At 60.8% G+C, this 16931-nt stretch carries 16 protein-coding genes; 13 read left to right on the forward strand and 3 right to left on the reverse strand.

Translation table 11 applies throughout. From position 1 onward, the window contains the following. Positions 1–493: 493 nt before the first annotated feature. From AACH55_RS22145 to AACH55_RS22165, 5 genes are all read left to right on the forward strand, one after another. Positions 494–1240, forward strand: a complete 747-nt coding sequence (locus AACH55_RS22145; RefSeq protein ID WP_338716807.1) for a GntR family transcriptional regulator — start codon at positions 494–496, stop codon at positions 1238–1240. Positions 1241–1302: 62 nt separating this feature from the next. After that, positions 1303–2085 carry a transporter substrate-binding domain-containing protein gene (locus tag AACH55_RS22150; RefSeq protein WP_338716808.1) on the forward strand — a complete coding sequence of 261 codons (783 nt, stop codon included), beginning with the start codon at positions 1303–1305 and terminating at the stop codon, positions 2083–2085. A gap of 250 nt (positions 2086–2335) precedes the next feature. Continuing rightward, positions 2336–3007 carry an amino acid ABC transporter permease gene (locus AACH55_RS22155; RefSeq protein WP_338716809.1) on the forward strand — a complete coding sequence of 224 codons (672 nt, stop codon included), beginning with the start codon at positions 2336–2338 and terminating at the stop codon, positions 3005–3007. Next, a complete protein-coding gene (locus AACH55_RS22160) occupies positions 3004–3660 on the forward strand; it encodes an amino acid ABC transporter permease (RefSeq protein WP_338716810.1) in 657 nt (218 codons plus the stop codon). Before AACH55_RS22155 ends, AACH55_RS22160 begins: the two co-directional genes overlap by 4 nt. After that, entirely contained in the window at positions 3641–4375 is a 735-nt protein-coding gene (locus AACH55_RS22165) for an amino acid ABC transporter ATP-binding protein (protein WP_338716811.1), read from the forward strand. Before AACH55_RS22160 ends, AACH55_RS22165 begins: the two co-directional genes overlap by 20 nt. A gap of 132 nt (positions 4376–4507) precedes the next feature. Here AACH55_RS22165 and AACH55_RS22170 read toward each other — a convergent pair whose 3' ends face one another. Beyond that, complete coding sequence (locus AACH55_RS22170; protein WP_338716812.1) at positions 4508–5053, reverse strand: hypothetical protein; 546 nt, start codon at positions 5051–5053, stop codon at positions 4508–4510. A gap of 301 nt (positions 5054–5354) precedes the next feature. Here AACH55_RS22170 and AACH55_RS22175 point away from each other — a divergent pair, with 301 nt between their 5' ends. The 6 genes from AACH55_RS22175 to puuE all read left to right on the forward strand — a co-directional run bounded on the left by AACH55_RS22175 (position 5355) and on the right by puuE (position 11043). Continuing rightward, the gene (locus AACH55_RS22175; protein WP_338716813.1) at positions 5355–6413 is read left to right on the forward strand and encodes an adenosine deaminase; all 1059 of its coding nucleotides are present in this window, start codon (positions 5355–5357) and stop codon (positions 6411–6413) included. A 92-nt stretch (positions 6414–6505) separates the two neighbouring features. Continuing rightward, positions 6506–6862, forward strand: a complete 357-nt coding sequence (locus AACH55_RS22180; protein WP_338716814.1) for a hypothetical protein — start codon at positions 6506–6508, stop codon at positions 6860–6862. Positions 6863–6867: 5 nt separating this feature from the next. Next, positions 6868–7608 (forward strand): GntR family transcriptional regulator, encoded by a 741-nt coding sequence (locus tag AACH55_RS22185; protein WP_338716815.1) that lies wholly within the window; start codon positions 6868–6870, stop codon positions 7606–7608. 223 nt (positions 7609–7831) lie between these two features. Continuing rightward, positions 7832–9283, forward strand: coding sequence for an NCS1 family nucleobase:cation symporter-1 (locus AACH55_RS22190; protein WP_338716816.1), 1452 nt, complete (start codon positions 7832–7834; stop codon positions 9281–9283). Between the two features lie 28 nt (positions 9284–9311). Beyond that, the gene (locus AACH55_RS22195) at positions 9312–10046 is read left to right on the forward strand and encodes an aspartate/glutamate racemase family protein (protein ID WP_338716817.1); all 735 of its coding nucleotides are present in this window, start codon (positions 9312–9314) and stop codon (positions 10044–10046) included. A gap of 64 nt (positions 10047–10110) precedes the next feature. Then, positions 10111–11043, forward strand: a complete 933-nt coding sequence (gene puuE, locus AACH55_RS22200) for an allantoinase PuuE (RefSeq protein WP_338716818.1) — start codon at positions 10111–10113, stop codon at positions 11041–11043. A gap of 927 nt (positions 11044–11970) precedes the next feature. Here puuE and AACH55_RS22205 read toward each other — a convergent pair. After that, the gene (locus AACH55_RS22205; protein WP_338716819.1) at positions 11971–13212 is read right to left on the reverse strand and encodes a urate hydroxylase PuuD; all 1242 of its coding nucleotides are present in this window, start codon (positions 13210–13212) and stop codon (positions 11971–11973) included. A gap of 293 nt (positions 13213–13505) precedes the next feature. Continuing rightward, a complete protein-coding gene (locus AACH55_RS22210) occupies positions 13506–14330 on the reverse strand; it encodes an outer envelope protein (RefSeq protein WP_338716820.1) in 825 nt (274 codons plus the stop codon). Between the two features lie 691 nt (positions 14331–15021). Between AACH55_RS22210 and AACH55_RS22215 the strand changes: the two genes are divergently transcribed. Next, positions 15022–16053 (forward strand): ABC transporter substrate-binding protein, encoded by a 1032-nt coding sequence (locus AACH55_RS22215; protein WP_338716821.1) that lies wholly within the window; start codon positions 15022–15024, stop codon positions 16051–16053. An 89-nt stretch (positions 16054–16142) separates the two neighbouring features. Next, on the forward strand, positions 16143–16928 hold the full coding sequence (locus AACH55_RS22220; RefSeq protein ID WP_338716822.1) for an ABC transporter ATP-binding protein: 786 nt from the start codon (positions 16143–16145) through the stop codon (positions 16926–16928). The last annotated feature ends 3 nt before the right edge of the window (positions 16929–16931 follow it).

The raw sequence follows: 16931 nt of genomic DNA on the forward strand, positions 1-16931 counted from the left end.
CCATCGCTGCCCCGCAAGGGGGAAGAATCCTGCGCCGGAATCGACGTCCTTACCTGGTGACGTAAAGACGGACCGGAAATACCCTGTGTACTTGTTAGCAATCTGTATCAGATTTTAACTAGATTCAACTTCAAATTTATTACCTAAAAGGAAATAGATGTCTTAGGGAATGAAAATGTTGTCGGGCAACCGCGTCCGCATGCCGATCAAAATCGACAAGTTTGTTCACATTTGACAACACAGTGCACAAAAGCGGGGCGCCTCTGTCGCGCTGCCGGCCGCCAGCGGCGCACCAAAAGCAGGCACCACCAGTCCTTGCGCGTGCATACCGGCGCTTTTGCACCGCGTCCACGGCATCGGCGCCACCGTGACCGCACCGCGACAACCGCCGCAAACCCTTGCCAGAGCGCCACCACGGCGCCAATAATCGTCGCCACCGGTTGTATGCCAATCTTGTATATCAGCGTGGCACACAACTTGCTGATGAGAGGGCATGAGCATCGATCCTTCCGTCAAGTCGTCGTCGCAGATTGCGGTCCGCATCACCGAGGCCATCCTCGCCAAGCAACTGGCGCCGGGGACCCGGTTGGGCGAGCAGCAGCTGGCCGACCTGTTCGGCGTCTCGCGCACCCAGGTACGCGAAGCGCTGACCCGGCTGATGGCACGCGGCATCGTCACCGTCAGTGCGCGGCGCGGCTGGTTCGTCATCGAGCCGACTGCGCAGCAGGCGCGCGAAGCCTTCGAGGCGCGCCGCGTGATCGAGCTGGGCCTGTTGCGCCAGGCGCGGGTGCGGCCGATCAGCGCAGAGGCCATCGGCCAGTTGCGCGACCATATCGCGCGTGAAGAAGCGGCCATTGCGGGGGCCGACGTGGGGGCACGCAGCTATTTGCTGGGGGACTTCCATGTCTGCCTGTGTGAATGCCTGGGCAACTCGCTGCTGTCGGAAACGCTGCGCGACCTGACCGCCCGCACCACCCTGACGGCCATGCTGCACCAGTCGTCGGAGCAGGCCGAGGATTCGTGTTCGGAACATGTATTGATCGTCGAGGCGCTGGAACGCGGCGATCTGGAACAGGCAGAGCAACTGATGCAGGACCATCTGCAACATGTGGAATCAGGGCTCACCCAGATGCGCAGCAGCGATCCGCTGGAACCGCTGCGGCAGGCGCTGGCTTCGGTATCGCGGCAGGGGGTTGCCGGCGATGCTGCAGCGCTGCGCCAGGAAAACAAACGGCCCTAGCCGGCGCATCGCACGGGCCGCTCATCAACGTAGTCAACGACATCAACCCAAGGGAAACTGCTATGAAACTGACCAAACTCCTGCTCGGCCTGATGGCCGGCGCCATGATGTTCTCCGCGTCGGCTGCCCGCGCCGACGCCCTGGACGATATCCAGAAGCACGGCACGCTGCGCGTGGCGGTGCCGGCTGACTTCCCGCCGTTTGGCTCGGTCGACAGCGACCTGAAACCCCAGGGCCTGGACATCGACGTGGCCACCCTGATCGCCAAGAAATTGGGCGTGAAGGTCGAACTGATCCCGGTTTCCAGCGCCAACCGCATTCCCTACCTGACCACGAAGAAGGTCGATCTGGTCATCTCCAGCATGGGCAAGAATGCCGAGCGTGAAAAAGTGATCGACTTCAGCGCCGCCTATGCGCCCTTCTTCAATGGCGTGTTCGGTCCGGCCGACCTGCCGGTCAAGAGCGCGGCCGATCTGGCCGGCAAGACCATTGCGGTGACCCGCGGTTCGGTGGAAGACCTGGAACTGACCAAGATCGTGCCGGCCTCGGCCACCGTGAAGCGCTACGAAGACAACAACAGCACCATCAGCTCCTTCCTCTCCGGCCAGGTGCAACTGGTGGCGACCGGCAACGTGGTGGCTGCGGCCATCATCGCCAAGAACCCGCCCAAGAAGCCCGAAACCAAGTTCCTCATCAAGGATTCGCCCTGCTTCATCGGCCTGAACAAGGATGAGAAGAAGCTGCAGGAAAAGGTCGACGCCATCCTGGCCGAATCCAAGAAGGACGGCAGCCTCAACGCCATCTCGCAAAAGTGGCTGGGTCTGCCTCTGCCAGCTGGCCTGTAATTTGCAGTAGTCCCGGACTGTCGTGCCTGCTGCCTGGCTGTCACAGTGCAGTAGGCAACGGGCAACAGGCACGACAGTGAGCGCACACCTGGGGGGTGTGCACCAATACAGTCGCACCAGGGCCGCCAATACAGTTGGCAACACCGCCCAATACAGTAGCAACACACTTGCAATACGGTTTCACCCAGGCAGCAGGCAGGCGGACAACCCGGCAAACGCAGCATCTTGAAGGCAGGGCAGACACGACATCATGGCTTATCAATTCGATTTTCTTTCCACGCTCGACTACACCGACGTCATCGTCAAGGGTGTGGCGACCACCACCGAGCTTATCGCCATCGGCGGCGTGCTGGGCGTGGCCGTGGGCATCTTCGGTGCCTGGGCACGCACGCAGGGGCCGGGCTGGCTCAAACCCATCGTCAGCGCTTATGTGGAGATCATCCGCAATACGCCCTTCCTGGTGCAGCTGTTCTTCATCTTCTTCGGCCTGCCTTCGCTGGACATCCACATCAGCGAAATCACCGCCGCCATCCTGGCCATGGTGATCAACCTGGGCGCCTACAGCACCGAGATCATCCGTGCCGGCGTGCAGGCCATCCCGCGCGGGCAGATCGAGGCGGCGCAATCGCTGTCGATGTCGCGCAGCCAGATCTTCCGCCACATCATCCTGCGCCCGGCGCTGCAGAAGATCTGGCCGGCGCTGTCCTCGCAGGTGGTCATCGTCATGCTGGGCTCGGCGGTGTGTTCGCAGATCGCGGTGGAAGAACTGTCCTTCGCGGCCAACTACATCCAGGGCCGCAACTTCCGCGCCTTTGAAGCCTACATCGTCGCCACCGCCATCTATCTGGTGCTGGCCATCCTGCTGCGCCAGCTGCTGCGCCTGATCGGCCACTACTTCATCACCGCCCGGAGGACCGCATGATTTCGTTCACCACCTGGGATATCGTCCGCAACCTCATGCTGGCCTGGCGCTGGACCATTCTCCTGTCGCTGGTCACCTTCCTGCTGGGCGGCGCGCTGGGCCTGGTCATCCTCTTCATGCGCACCTCGCGCCAGAACTGGCTGCGCCAGATCGCACGGCTCTACATCGAACTGTTCCAGGGCACGCCGCTGCTGATGCAGCTGTTCCTGGTCTTCTTTGGCATCGCACTGTTCGGTATCGAGGTACCCGCCTGGCTGGCGGCCGGGCTGGCGCTGATGTGCTGGAGCGCCTCGTATCTGGCCGAAATCTGGCGCGGCTGCGTGGAAGCCATTCCCAAGGGGCAGTGGGAAGCCTCCTCGGTGCTGGCCATGGGCTACTTCCAGCAGATGCGCTACATCGTGCTGCCGCAGGCTTTCCGTATTGCGATTGCACCGACGGTGGGATTTGGCGTGCAGATCATCAAGTCCACGGCGGTGACTTCCATCATCGGCTTCATCGAATTGTCCAAGGCAGGTACCGTCATCACCAATGCCACCTTCCGCCCCTTCACGGTGTTTGCCATCGTGGGCGCCTTCTACTTCGTGCTTTGCTGGCCGCTGTCCAAGTACAGCCAGTCTTTAGAAAGGAAATACAATGCCGCTCATCGCCATTGATAACGTCAAGAAACGCTTCGGCGACAACGAAGTCCTCAAGGGCATCAGCCTGGACGTCGAACCGGGTGAAGTGATCGCCATCATCGGCAAGAGCGGCTCGGGCAAGTCCACTCTCCTGCGCTGTATCAACGGCCTGGAGAGCATCGACGAAGGCAACATCAGCGTGGCCGGCGCCAAGCTGGGGGCGAGCGAACTGGAACTGCGCAACCTTCGGCTGAAGGTCGGCATGATCTTCCAGCAGTTCAATCTGTTCCCGCATCTCTCGGTGGGGCGCAACGTAATGATTGCGCCGATGATCGTCAAGGGCACGAGCGAAGCCGAGGCCATGGCGACGGCCAAGGCCAATCTGGAAAAGGTTGGTCTGGGTCACAAGTTCGATGCCTATCCGGACCAGCTCTCCGGCGGCCAGCAGCAGCGCGTGGCGATTGCACGTGCGCTGTCGATGAACCCGCAGGCCCTGCTGTGCGACGAGATCACCTCGGCGCTGGACCCGGAACTGGTCAATGAAGTGCTGACCGTCATGCGCGGCCTGGCCAAGGAGGGCATGACGCTGTTGATGGTGACGCACGAGATGCGCTTTGCGCGCGAGGTCTGCAACCGGCTGGTGTTCATGCACCAGGGCAAGGTGCATGAGATCGGCCCGCCGGAGGAATTGTTCGGCAATCCCAAGACGCCGGAATTGCAGCAGTTCATCGGGATGACGCAGGGGGCTTGAAACCTGCGCTGGCTGCGGTTCTGCCGGTCAAGCTTGCAACGGTCTGATCAATCCGTTTTTACGCATCATCTGCAATCAAAAAGCCCCGGCTGAAACCGGGGCTTTTGCAGGATGCGATAACGCCATCGCAACTCACCGCTCCACTTCACACACCTTCCGGTCATTCTCATAAAACACCACCGGCCCCGTGGTGAAGCGATCCTTGGGAATGGACACCATCAGATAGTCCTTGACGCGATATGAGGCGCCCGAAGCCGGTGCGCGATAGAGATAGTTCAGCCGCAGGGAGCCGTCGCGCAAACGCACCGACAGCGGCGTGAAAACGTGCGGCCGCTCGGCGGCGTCGGGGGCGGTCATGCTGCGTGCCACCACCAGATATTGCTTGCGCTCGAAATGATCGGACGAAGGTCCGAAGGGGCGCTTGTCGTTCATCACCGGGGCCGGCTGCATCCAGCGGTCCCATTCTTCGCGGCTGCGGATCAGGGCGCAGAAGACCGGCTGGCGCTGTTCATCCCAGTTCCTCAGAAAACCCTGGTAAGAACCGCTCAGGACAGTCTTGTACGGCACCACCGTCGGATCCTCAGCCTCCGTCCACGGCATCATGGAACAGCCTGCCATGGCCGCCAGCACGGCACCACCCAACATCCACTGCATGGTTTCCCTGATCGAATTGCGCATTGGTTTCCCCCAAGAAGCGTAGCATTTAATCATGTCTTGCCCGTTGCTGGCGAGATTTCGATGCATCTCCGCCAAAGTCCCGCCCCGCAGGACGGAATCGCGCTGCCCTTCAGAGCAACCGGCGCGCCATTGGTTCAGCGAACTACCCGGTTTTACCTTTGTGGAGCCAGGTACGGGATTTGCGTGATAATGCGGGGTCCGGAAGGCGGCCATGCTGGCGCGATGGGGTATTGCGCCACGCCCGCCGGGACTGCATCCAGCGCCCGCCTTCCCTGTTTCTCATTTTTGAAGGGTCGTTTCCATGAGCTCAGCTGTCATTTCTTCCTCCGCTACCGGCGCCGCGCTGGACGGTTTCATCGCCGGTCTGCCGAAAACCGAACTGCACCTGCACATCGAAGGCACGCTGGAACCCGAGCTGATGTTCGCGCTGGCCCAGCGCAACAAGGTCGCCCTGCCCTACGCCTCGGTCGAAGACCTGCGTGCGGCCTACAACTTCAGCGACCTGCAGTCCTTCCTCGATCTCTACTACGCCGGCGCCAACGTGCTGCGCACCGAACAGGACTTCTACGACATGACGGCCGCCTACATTGCCCGCGCGCAAGCCGACAATGTGCGCCATGCCGAGATCTTCTTCGATCCGCAAACCCACACCGAGCGCGGCATTCCCATTGCCACCGTGTTCGCCGGCATCGCAGGCGCCCTGCGCGACGCACGTCGCCGCGATGGTTTCGGTAGCGTGATGATCATGTCCTTCCTGCGCCACCTCTCCGAAGAAGACGCCTTCGCCACATTGGAAGCAGCCCTGCCACTGCGCGAGCAATATGCCGACCTATGGCTGGGCATCGGCCTGGACTCCTCCGAGCGCGGCAATCCGCCGGAAAAATTCGAACGCGTCTACGCCCGTTGCCGCGAGCTGGGCTTCCGCCTGGTGGCGCACGCCGGCGAGGAAGGCCCGGCCGCCTACGTGACCGGCGCGCTCGACGTGCTGCACGTGGAACGCATCGATCACGGCGTGCGCAGCGAGGAAGACCCGGCCCTGATGCAGCGCCTGGCGCAGCAGCGCACCCCGCTGACGGTGTGCCCGCTGTCCAACCTCAAGCTGTGCGTGGTCAAGGACATGGCCGAGCACAACCTGGCGCGCCTGCTGGAGGCCGGCCTGGCCGTCACCGTCAATTCGGACGACCCGGCCTACTTCGGCGGCTACATGAACGCCAACTACCATGCCGTGGCGCGCTCGCTGAACCTCTCGCGCGATCAGGTGCTGCAACTGGCCCGCAATGGCATCGACGCCTGCTTCCTGTCCGACGAAGACAAGGCCACCCTGCATCAGGAGCTGGAACAATATGCCGCCAGCCACTGAGCACGCTACGCTATTGATCTGCTGTTGATCTTCCCGCCCGGCCACTGCGCCGGGCGTTTTCATATCTCCCGACGGTCAAGCACGCTTCTTGCATGGAAGTTGAAGGAGATTGGCGACGGTCCGGCTGCCTATTGCAGCACACCACCGACACCATTGACCACCCTGTTTTGCCGCAATCGAGCGCACAAATTGACAACAATTTTTGGAACAAAGATTACGCCATGCAGCATGGGCTCCACTATTGGCTACAAGGGAAGAACAGGCCCCCGGCGCTGCGTCGCAGCATCGAAAGTCCGTTCTGCCGTGACCCAAAGCGGATCACCCAGCTTTCTTTTTGGTGCAGAATGAGCCCCATTTTGTTGCAAATCCATTTTCAGATTGTTGACGATCCATGCGCCTCGTTGTTGACCGGCAAGCCCTTCCAGACAGTCATTCCAGCCAGAGCATGAGCATCATGAACAAAGCCAGCAAAACCGCACGTTCCCCAGCCGCCCCGGCCCGCGCCAGTGCGCGCGAGCGCGACAGCACGGGAGCGGTCGAGGAAAGGATGTACCAGGACATCTATGACGCAATCATGGAACACCGCCTGCCGCCGCGTACCAAGCTGACCGAGCAGACCCTGTGCCAGATCTACGACACGGCCCGCCACACGGTGCGCAAGGTGCTCTCGCGCCTGGCTTCCGAGGGCATGGTCGATCTGGAAGCCAACCGGGGCGCCTTCATCGCCAGCCCCTCGCATGCGGAGGTGCGCGACATGTTCGAGCTGCGCAACATCCTCGAACATGCGGTGCTGGAGAAGGTCGGACGCGAGGCAGGCACGCGCCAGATCGCCGGCCTGCGGCGCATGGTGGAGGAGGAACGGGATTGTTATCTGAACGGCGACCGGCCGCGCTGGATCAGGCTTTCCGCCCAGTTCCACCTGGCACTGGCGGAGCTGACCGGCAATGCGCTATTGGTGGAAACGCTGCGCAAGCTGGTCTCGCGCACCACGCTGATGATCGCCAAGACGGAGGCACCGGGCCACAACGCCTGCTCCTTCGATGAACACGAGACCGTGCTGGAAGCGCTGGAAAAAGGCGATGTTGCCGCCGCCCAGTCGCATATGGCACATCACTTGCATTTGTGCGAGGACCGGGTACGGCCGGATGCGGATGATCAGTTCGATCTGCGTGCCGTGCTCGGCAAGGGACTGTGACCCACGGGCCGGCGCGCACATCCTGATTTTCCCGCCTAGGAGGATCGGGAAGATGGAAGAAGGAAGTGAGAAACAAACAGGGCCACGTCGCGCGGCTCGATGCAGTACCGACCGTGTGACCACCACCATGCCGACAAGAGCATGCAGGAAGTCCGTTGAACAGCCCGGCCGTGGCCGGGCGTGATTCGTTTCACCCAACCTTTCTCTCTGATGGAGACCGGCCATGACTACCGACGCTTCCCCCTCCGCTGCACCCGGCACCTATCTCGCCGGCGCCGACGATGCGCGCCTGACCAATGAAGACCTCGCCCCGCTGAAGAAACAGACCTGGGGTTCCTACAACATCTTTGCCTTCTGGATGTCCGACGTGCACAGCGTGGGCGGCTACGTGTTCGCCGGCAGCCTGTTCGCGCTGGGCCTGACCAGCTGGCAGGTGCTGATCTCGCTGCTGATCGGCATCAGCATCGTCTATCTGCTGTGCAATCTGGTGGCGCGTCCCAGCCAGGCGCACGGCGTGCCCTATCCGGTGATGAGCCGCCTGTCCTTCGGCGTCTTGGGCGCCAACGTGCCGGCCATGATCCGCGGCCTGATCGCGGTGGCCTGGTATGGCATCCAGACCTATCTGGCTTCGGCCGCTTTCGTGGTGGTGGTGCTGAAGTTCTTCCCGGAATTGAAGCCCTATGCCGATGTCCACGTACACTCCTTCGCCGGCCTCTCCACGCTGGGCTGGGGCGGCTTCCTGCTGCTGTGGGTATTGCAGGCGCTGGTGTTCTGGAACGGCATGGAGACCATCAAGAAATTCATCGACTTCGCCGGTCCGGCGGTCTATGTGGTCATGTTCGTCCTGGCGGGCTGGATGATCTACAAGGCAGGCTGGCAGAACGTCGGCCTGAACCTGGGCGAGATCAAGTACAGCGGCTGGGCGGCGGTCTCGGTGATGATCACGGCCATCTCGCTGGTGGTGTCCTACTTCTCGGGGCCGATGCTCAACTTCGGCGACTTCTCGCGCTACTGCCACACCTTTGCCGATGTGAAGCGCGGCAATTTCTGGGGCCTGCCAGTCAATTTCCTGGCCTTCTCGATAGTAACGGTCGTTACTACTTCGGCCACCATTGCCGTGTTCGGTGAGCTGATCACCGATCCGGTGGAAACGGTTTCGCGCATCGACAGCACCACGGCGGCCGTGATCGGCGCGCTGACCTTCCTCACGGCCACCATCGGCATCAACATCGTGGCCAATTTCGTCTCGGCTGCCTTTGACTTTTCCAACCTCTCGCCCAGCCGCATCAGCTGGCGCGCCGGCGGCATGATGGCGGCCACGGCCTCGATCTTCATCACGCCCTGGAACCTGTTCGGCAATCCGGAAGTGATCCATTACACGCTGGACGTGCTGGGCGGCTTCATCGGACCGTTGTATGGCATCCTGCTGGCTGATTACTACCTGGTCAAACAGCGCCAGGTGAAGGTGGAAGATCTCTACACCCTGCGTCCCGAGGGCCGCTACTGGTACACCAACGGCATCAACCGTGATGCGGTCAAGGCGCTGGTGCTGGCCGCTGCGGTCTGCGTGGCCTGCGTCATGCTGCCGCAGCTGCGTAAAGCAGCGGACTTCTCCTGGTTCATCGGTGCGGCGCTGGGCGCGGTGTTCTACCTGATGTTCGCGCGCAAGCGTTGAATACAATCCGCTGTCTCAAGGAACAAGCATGCGTATCAAGCTGATCAATCCCAACACCACCATGAGCATGACCGAGGCCATGACCGCGTGTGCGCGGGCGGTGGCCGCGCCCGGTACCGAGATCACGGGCGTGAGTCCGCAGATGGGACCGGCCTCGATTGAAAGCCACTATGACGAAGCGCTGGCCGTGCCCGGTCTGCTGCAGGAAATCGAACAGGGTGAGCGCGACGGCTATGACGCCTACGTGATCGCCTGCTTCGGTGATCCTGGCCTGTCGGCCGCGCGCGAGCTGGCCCGTGGTCCGGTGATCGGAATTGCGGAAGCGGCGATGCACATGGCCAGCCTGGTCGCCCCGTCCTTCTCGGTGGTGACCACGCTGGCGCGCACCAGCGGCATGGCCTGGCACCTGGCCGAGCGTTACGGCATGCAGCGTTTTTGCCGCAACGTGCGGGCCTGCGAGATTGCGGTGCTGGAGCTGGAGAACCCGGCCTCCGACGCACGTGCCCGTATCACCGACGAATGTCGGCGCGCGCTGGCCGAGGATGATGCCGAGGCCATCGTCCTGGGGTGTGCCGGTATGGCGGACCTGTGTGCGGCGATTGGCCGCGACATTGGTGCGCCGGTGATCGATGGTGTCACTGCGGCGGTCAAGCTGGCCGAATCGCTGGTGGCGCTCGGACTGGGCACGGCCAAGGGGGGCGAGTGGGCAAGGCCTTTGCCGAAGGCTTATCATGGTTTGCTGAGCGGCTTTGCCCGTGTCTGATTTCCAAGGCGGCGCTGTGGTCGGGCGCTGCGATTTTCTTTCCTGACAGCCAAACGAAGAACTTATGTCCCAGCAACAAACTTATCCCCGCGACCTGGCCGGCTACGGCCGCAACCCGCCGCAAGCGCGCTGGCCCGGCCAGGCGCGGGTGGCTTTGCAATTCGTGCTCAATTATGAAGAAGGCGGCGAGAATTGCGTCCTGCATGGTGATCCTGCATCCGAGCAATTCCTGTCGGAGATCGTGGGGGCGGCGGCTTATCCGGCGCGGCACATGTCGATGGAATCGATTTACGAATATGGTTCGCGCGTCGGCGTGTGGCGTATCCTGCGCGAGTTCGAAAAGCGTGGTCTGCCGATGACCATCTTTGGCGTGGCCACGGCCTTGCAGCGTTCGCCGGAGGTGACGCAGGCGTTCCTGGAGCTGGGGCATGAGATTGCCTGCCACGGCTTGAAGTGGATTCATTATCAGAACATCGATATCGAGACCGAGCGCGCGCATATGAGGGAGGCGGTGCAGATCTTCCGGGAGCTGACGGGGAGCGCGCCGCTGGGCTGGTATACGGGGCGGGATTCGCCCAATACGCGGCAGCTGGTGGTGGAGCATGGGGGCTTTGCGTATGACTCGGATTATTACGGGGATGATCTGCCGTTCTGGATGGAAGTGGAAACCAGTGACGGGGTGAAGGCGCCGCATCTGGTGGTGCCGTATACCCTGGATTCCAACGACATGCGCTTTGCGACGCCGCAGGGGTTCAATACCAGCGAGCATTTCTATCAGTATCTGAAGGATAGTTTCGACGTGCTCTATGCGGAGGGCGAAGAGGCACCGAAGATGCTGTCGGTGGGGATGCACTGCCGCTTGCTGGGGCGGCCGGGGCGGTTCCGGGCCTTGCAGCGATTCCTTGATTATGTTCAGTCACATGATCAGGTTTGGATTTGCCGGCGGATTGATATTGCTGAGCATTGGAGGAAGACGCATCCTTTTTCGGAGCGCTGATTTATTCTTTTTTGGAATGAATTGATACCGCTTGGGGATTTATCCTTGGGCGGTATTTTTTTCTTTGTTGGTTTGCGGTTTGGGGTAGTCTGCACGGATTACTGTCCTGCGCTCTAGCTTAATTCTTATCATTCTCCGGTCGGAAGAACGCGCCGGGGGCGGCCCGGCAGCCGCTCACTTTTCTTGTCTCGCCAAGAAAAGTAAGCAAAAGAAGGCGACCGCAGCTGCACCGCCCTCCTTCGGAGGGTCCCCGCTTCAGAGAGCAACAAAACGGGGAAAATAGAGTCGCTTCGCTCCGACTATTTTCCTGATCCGTTTTGTTGCTCTCTGAAGCGGCGGCGCAGATGCGGACTGCCTGACTGCCTCGCCTTCGGCATCGTGAGACCTCCTACTCGCCTTCGGCTTTGCGTTGGCGTTCTCTAGCCTTCGATACGTCGCTGCGCGACTACTCAGGTCGAACGGACGGAAATTATTTAAACAATAAAAACTAAAAAAAGAAAAACCCGAAATCCGAAATTCGAAACACAGAGCGGAAGTGTGAATGTGCAAAAGGTCGAGGCCGCAGGCGAGCCCCCGCGAGGCCGCAGGCGAGCCCGTTTGGTTTTTCCCCATAGAGCCAGCCGCCGCAGCGGAGCGAAAAGTGGATCAGAAGAATAGTGGGAGCGAAGCGACTCTATTCTTCCCACTTTTCGCTTCGCTGCGGCGGGGACCCTCCGAAGGAGGGCTGGCTCTCTGGGGTCGCCTTCTTTTGCTTACTTTTCTTGGCGAGACAAGAAAAGTGAGCGGCTGCCGGGCCGCCCCCGGCGCTCCGCTCCGACCGGAGAATGATAAGAATTAAGCTAGAGCGCAGAAAAGCAATCCGTGCAGACTACGCCAAACGGAACAACCAGAAAAACAGCCCGCCAAGACAAACCAACAATCAAAACATCACCGAACGGCAGCACCGCTTTCAAACCACTTCCCGATAATGGCGCGTTCATCATCGGTGATATGAGTCATGTTCCCAAGCGGCATAGCCTTCTGCACCACGGCTTGTTGATAAATCTGCTGAGCATGCTGCGAGATATGTTCAGGCGAATCGAGCAGAACGCCCTTGCCGGGAACGGGCATGAGGGTAGGTTGCGCCGAATGACACTGAATGCATCGCGCCTGAATGACTTGCTGTACTTGAGCAAACGCCCCACCCGCCTCAGCAACAGCGGCAGGAGCAGAAGCACCAGCAACGGGCGAAGAAGCAGCAACCGGCCTGGCCTGCATGGCAGGACTCATCCAGACGATCACCGCCAGCAACAAACCAACAGCAATCCCCGGATACCACCAGTTATAAACCCCCTTGTGCCGCAACACGAAGAACTGCCGGATCAAGGCCCCCGCCGCCATGATGCACAACAGCACCACCCAGTTATGCGGCGCCGAATAAGTCATGCTGTAGTGATTGGACAGCATCGCAAACAACACCGGCAAGGTGAAGTAAGTGTTGTGCACGCTACGCTGCTTGCCGCGCTTGCCATGAATCGGATCGGGTGCTTGTCCGGCCCGCATGGAAGCCACCATCTTGCGCTGCCCCGGAATGATCCACACCAGCACGTTCGCGCTCATGATCGTCGCCAGCGACGCCCCGCTGATGAGGAAAGCCGCCCGCCCCGAGAACAGATGACAAGCCGCCCACACCGACACGATCACCTGCAACCCCACCAGCAGATTGACCAGCCGGTCCGCCCCCGGCCGATCCCCGATGGTGCTGCAGATCGCGTCATAGATCAGCCAGTTGAACACCAGGAACGCAATGGCGGTGCCGCCGGCCATCGACGCCGACATGTCGAACACGTTGCGGTCCACCAGAAACACGTTCGCATTGAACAGATACAACAAGGAAAACAGCGCAAAGCCCGACAGCCAGGTACTGTAGGACTCCCAATAAAACCAGTGCAGATGCTCCGGCAACACCTTCGGCGCCAGCAGGTACTTCTGCGGATTGTAGAAACCGCCACCGTGCACCGCCCACAACTCGCCGCCGACGCCCTTCTCCTTCAACTCGGGATCGGTCGGTGCCACCAGACTGTTGTCCAGCCAGACGAAATAAAACGAAGAACCGATCCAGGCAATTGCCGTGATCACGTGCAGCCAGCGCAGCAGCAGATTCAGCCAGTCAAGTAGGTATGCTTCCATGATGCTCCGCCCTCATATTCCAATCGATGGACCAAGGCCGCCACACAGCCAGCCCGCCCGCTTCAAAACCAGCCATTAAATCTCAAGGCGACCGCTGCCATATGTCGCCATTCCTATAACCCACATACGCCAACAAACATATCAAGAGCACCCTGAGCACTCCCGACAGTGTAGCCATTTCCCGCCCGGCCCATGCGGGCTGAGCGCTGCCGCGCCGGACGCCCAATAAAAATGCCGGATCCGAAGACCCGGCATCGCCACGACGCTGCAAGCAGCCGGACCGAACCGACCGGTCAGAAGTGGTACTCGGCGCGCACCATCGGGGTCTTGGCCAGCGAACCCGGAACGTAGTTCGGGTTGCCGAACTTGTTGCGCCAGTATTGATATTCCAGACCCACGCGCAAGGTGTTCTTGCCCATGCCCATGGTCGTGCCCAGGTCATACATGATCTGGCCGTCGAAGTTCAGCTCGGCCGAAGTCGGACCGCCGAACTCGTTCTTGCCCTTGGACGCGATGTAGTTCGTGTAGCCTTCGAAAGACAGGCCGGTCGAACCCAGCGGAATGCCCCAGGACAGATTCAGCATCGGGTGGGTGTCATAGGTGTAGCGGCTGGAAACGCCGATGGGCTGGTTGCTTTCGAACAGCGCCAGCACGCTCACATTCAGGAAACCAGGCACGTCCATCATCAGGGTCGGACCGACCACCCACATGCGCTTCTTGGAAGCGTAGCTCTTGTCGTTCTTGGTGTTCCAGTCAAAGCCCAATGTCAGACCCACGCCGCGTGCCGGGCCGAACGACAGGTCCTTGCCGCTGATCTTGCCGATATCGAGGGTGTTGCGGTAGACGATGTAGGCTTCCTGGGCATTGTCATCCTTGCTGTTGGACATCAGCAGGTCCACGTTCAGGAAGTTGGTGCCGTACTTGTAGCCGCTGGCATGCGTGAAATTGATGATGCTCTTGGCGATGTCCTGCGAATTGAAGGGCTCGGCAAACTTCGTGCCGTAACGGTAGCCGATCGAATTGTCCGACCAGTCAGCGGCTTGCGCCGACAGGCTGCCTGCGGCCGAAGCGACCACCGCTGCCATCATCCAGTACTTCCCCTTGATACCCTTCTTCATAAGTTTCTCCCTGTGTTGCTTCTCTAAAAAATAGCGATTGAATCGGAGTCCGATTCGCATCCTGCGGCACCTTGCACTCTCCCCGCCGCAATATGGAAATCAGCACCCCGCGTGTGCTTGCCTTTGTCAAATAAGGTCTGGCAAATTGCAGACAGCGCTGCCGACACCCGCACCGACGGCAGCGTTTACGCAAAGCCCGTGCCAGCCCCCCAGGCCAGCAGTTGATGCCTGCGGCAACGCGAGCCGATATCGACCGATATCGACCATACGCTGCGCGCGCGGGGCGCAATCCTAGCCGAACCGGGGCGGTTTCCCAAGCCCCCGCGCCATGCGCAGCAGGAGGGTAGCTCGCATTGTTGACAATCGCATCTGCCGGGCGCGCAACGACAAAAAACAGCAGAAGGCGCGCTCCATCTGCCTTACAGCCCTGCCAGCCAAATTTTTTTAGTGCACTTTTTTCTACTTAGGTGCAGCGAAGCACCAAATTGTCGCAAATGGATTTTTTAATTGTCGACAAAAAATACCACGCCTGTCGATCATCGCGAGGACAGCTTGCTGACCGCATTCGCCTGCTGCGAGCGCGAGCAGCCGGGGCAATACGGCGCGCACCGCTCCTGCGGATGCTTGGCACATTAAATGCTATTGAAGCTGCGGGATCTCACATTCAAACGTACAGAGAAGGAAGTCCACCGTGCATTCCAGCAAGTTCTTCAAACTCGGCATCAGCCTTCTGCTCAGCGCCAGCTGCTCGCTCGCCCTGGCGCAGGAAACCCGGATCAAATTCCAGCTGGACTGGCGCTTCGAAGGCCCGGCCGCGCTCTTTCTGGTGGCCAAGTCCAAGGGTTACTTCGCGCAGGAAAAACTGGATGTCACCATCGATGCCGGCAACGGTTCGGGCAACGCCGTCAATCGCGTGGCCTCGGGTACCTATGACATGGGCTTTGCCGACATGGCCGCGCTGATGGAATTCACGGCCAACAATCCCGATGCACCGGGCAAGCCGGTGGCGGTGATGATGGTCTACAACGACACCCCGGCCGCGGTGTTCTCGCTCAAGAAATCCGGCATCAAGAAGCCCGCCGACCTGGCCGGCAAGAAACTGGGCGCGCCGGTGTTCGACGCCGGCCGTCGCGCCTATCCGATTTTTGCCAAGGCCAACGGTCTCGATGCCGCCAAGGCGCAGTGGACCAGCATGGACCCGCCGCTGCGCGAGACCATGCTGGCGCGTGGCGATGTGGATGCCATCACCGGTTTCTATTTCACGTCGCTGCTGAACCTCAATGCACGCGGCATCAAGGATGAAGACATCAACGTGATGATGTACCCGGACTATGGCGTGCGCCTGTATGGCAATACCATCATCGCTTCCGAGGCCATGGTCAAGAGCAGGCCGGAAGCCGTCAAGGGCTTCCTGCGCGCCTTCGCCAAGGCCAGCCGCGACGTCATGGCCAATCCCGAAGCCGCCATCAAAGTTCTGAAGGAACGCGATGGCCTCATCGACGAGAAGCTGGAACTGCGCCGCCTGAAGCTGGCCATAACCAGCGCCATCGCCACGCCGCATGCCAAGGCCGAAGGCTATGGCCAGGTCTACGGTCCGCGCCTGACCCTGATGGCCTCGCAGGTCTCGGACGCCTATGGCACCAAGACCCGCGTCAATGCGGACAAGATCTGGAACGGCAGCTTCCTGCCGAGCAAGGCCGAGCTGGACGTATTCCCCAAGTAAATCATTTATATCGTTTCAGCAACACCCTCCCCGGCAGGCCGGATCACGCCGTGCCAGCCGGGGCCGCACGCCCCAACCTGACTGCATTCATGAGCGAACCTTTCGTCGATTTCCGCCACGTCTACCTGGCCTATGATGGCGCCACCGAATTTGCGGTGGAAGACATCGACCTGCAGACCCGCGCAGGCGAATTCATCGCCATCGTCGGGCCGTCCGGCTGCGGCAAATCCACCTTCATGAAGCTGGCCACGGGCTTGAAGCAACCCAATCGCGGCAGTGTCGTCATCAATGGCCAGGCGGTCACAGGTCCGCTCAAGTTCGTCGGCATGGCCTTCCAGGCGCCGACCCTGTTGCCCTGGCGCACGACGCTGGACAATGTGCTGTTGCCGCTGGAGATCGTTGAACCCTATCGGCGCGACTTCAAGCAGAAGAAGGCCGAATACACCGAGCGCGCCCTCAAGCTCCTCAAGACCGTGGGCCTGGACGGCTATGCCGACAAGTTTCCCTGGCAACTCTCGGGTGGCATGCAGCAGCGCGCCTCGATCTGCCGCGCGCTGATCCACGAACCCAAGATGCTGTTGCTGGACGAACCCTTCGGCGCGCTCGATGCCTTCACCCGCGAGGAACTGTGGTGCGTGCTGCGCGACCTGTGGGCCGAGCGTCGCTTCAACGTCATCCTGGTCACGCACGACCTGCGCGAAGCGGCCTTCCTGGCCGACACCATCTACGTGATGAGCAAGCGCCCGGGACGTATCGTGGTGCGACGGGAAAATCCGCTGCCGCGTCCCTGCCCGCTGGAAACGACTTATACCGACGGCTTCAACGCGCTGGTGCATGAACTGCGCGAGCACATCGGCCACGTGCGCAATACCTGACGA

It is taken from the genome of Herbaspirillum sp. DW155 (assembly GCF_037076565.1).
Classification (GTDB): Bacteria; Pseudomonadota; Gammaproteobacteria; order Burkholderiales; family Burkholderiaceae_D; genus Herbaspirillum.

Excerpts from the sequence above, each read along its gene's own strand:
- AACH55_RS22210 (WP_338716820.1), bottom strand. The coding sequence starts at position 14,330 with ATGAAGAAGGGTATCAAGGGGAAGTACTGGATGATGGCAGCGGTGGTC.
- AACH55_RS22180 (WP_338716814.1), top strand. The coding sequence starts at position 6,506 with ATGGAAGTTGAAGGAGATTGGCGACGGTCCGGCTGCCTATTGCAGCAC.
- AACH55_RS22195 (WP_338716817.1), top strand. The coding sequence starts at position 9,312 with ATGCGTATCAAGCTGATCAATCCCAACACCACCATGAGCATGACCGAG.
- AACH55_RS22205 (WP_338716819.1), bottom strand. The coding sequence starts at position 13,212 with ATGGAAGCATACCTACTTGACTGGCTGAATCTGCTGCTGCGCTGGCTG.
- AACH55_RS22185 (WP_338716815.1), top strand. The coding sequence starts at position 6,868 with ATGAACAAAGCCAGCAAAACCGCACGTTCCCCAGCCGCCCCGGCCCGC.
- AACH55_RS22165 (WP_338716811.1), top strand. The coding sequence starts at position 3,641 with ATGCCGCTCATCGCCATTGATAACGTCAAGAAACGCTTCGGCGACAAC.
- puuE (WP_338716818.1), top strand. The coding sequence starts at position 10,111 with ATGTCCCAGCAACAAACTTATCCCCGCGACCTGGCCGGCTACGGCCGC.
- AACH55_RS22170 (WP_338716812.1), bottom strand. The coding sequence starts at position 5,053 with ATGCGCAATTCGATCAGGGAAACCATGCAGTGGATGTTGGGTGGTGCC.
- AACH55_RS22175 (WP_338716813.1), top strand. The coding sequence starts at position 5,355 with ATGAGCTCAGCTGTCATTTCTTCCTCCGCTACCGGCGCCGCGCTGGAC.
- AACH55_RS22160 (WP_338716810.1), top strand. The coding sequence starts at position 3,004 with ATGATTTCGTTCACCACCTGGGATATCGTCCGCAACCTCATGCTGGCC.
- AACH55_RS22145 (WP_338716807.1), top strand. The coding sequence starts at position 494 with ATGAGCATCGATCCTTCCGTCAAGTCGTCGTCGCAGATTGCGGTCCGC.
- AACH55_RS22220 (WP_338716822.1), top strand. The coding sequence starts at position 16,143 with ATGAGCGAACCTTTCGTCGATTTCCGCCACGTCTACCTGGCCTATGAT.
- AACH55_RS22190 (WP_338716816.1), top strand. The coding sequence starts at position 7,832 with ATGACTACCGACGCTTCCCCCTCCGCTGCACCCGGCACCTATCTCGCC.
- AACH55_RS22150 (WP_338716808.1), top strand. The coding sequence starts at position 1,303 with ATGAAACTGACCAAACTCCTGCTCGGCCTGATGGCCGGCGCCATGATG.
- AACH55_RS22155 (WP_338716809.1), top strand. The coding sequence starts at position 2,336 with ATGGCTTATCAATTCGATTTTCTTTCCACGCTCGACTACACCGACGTC.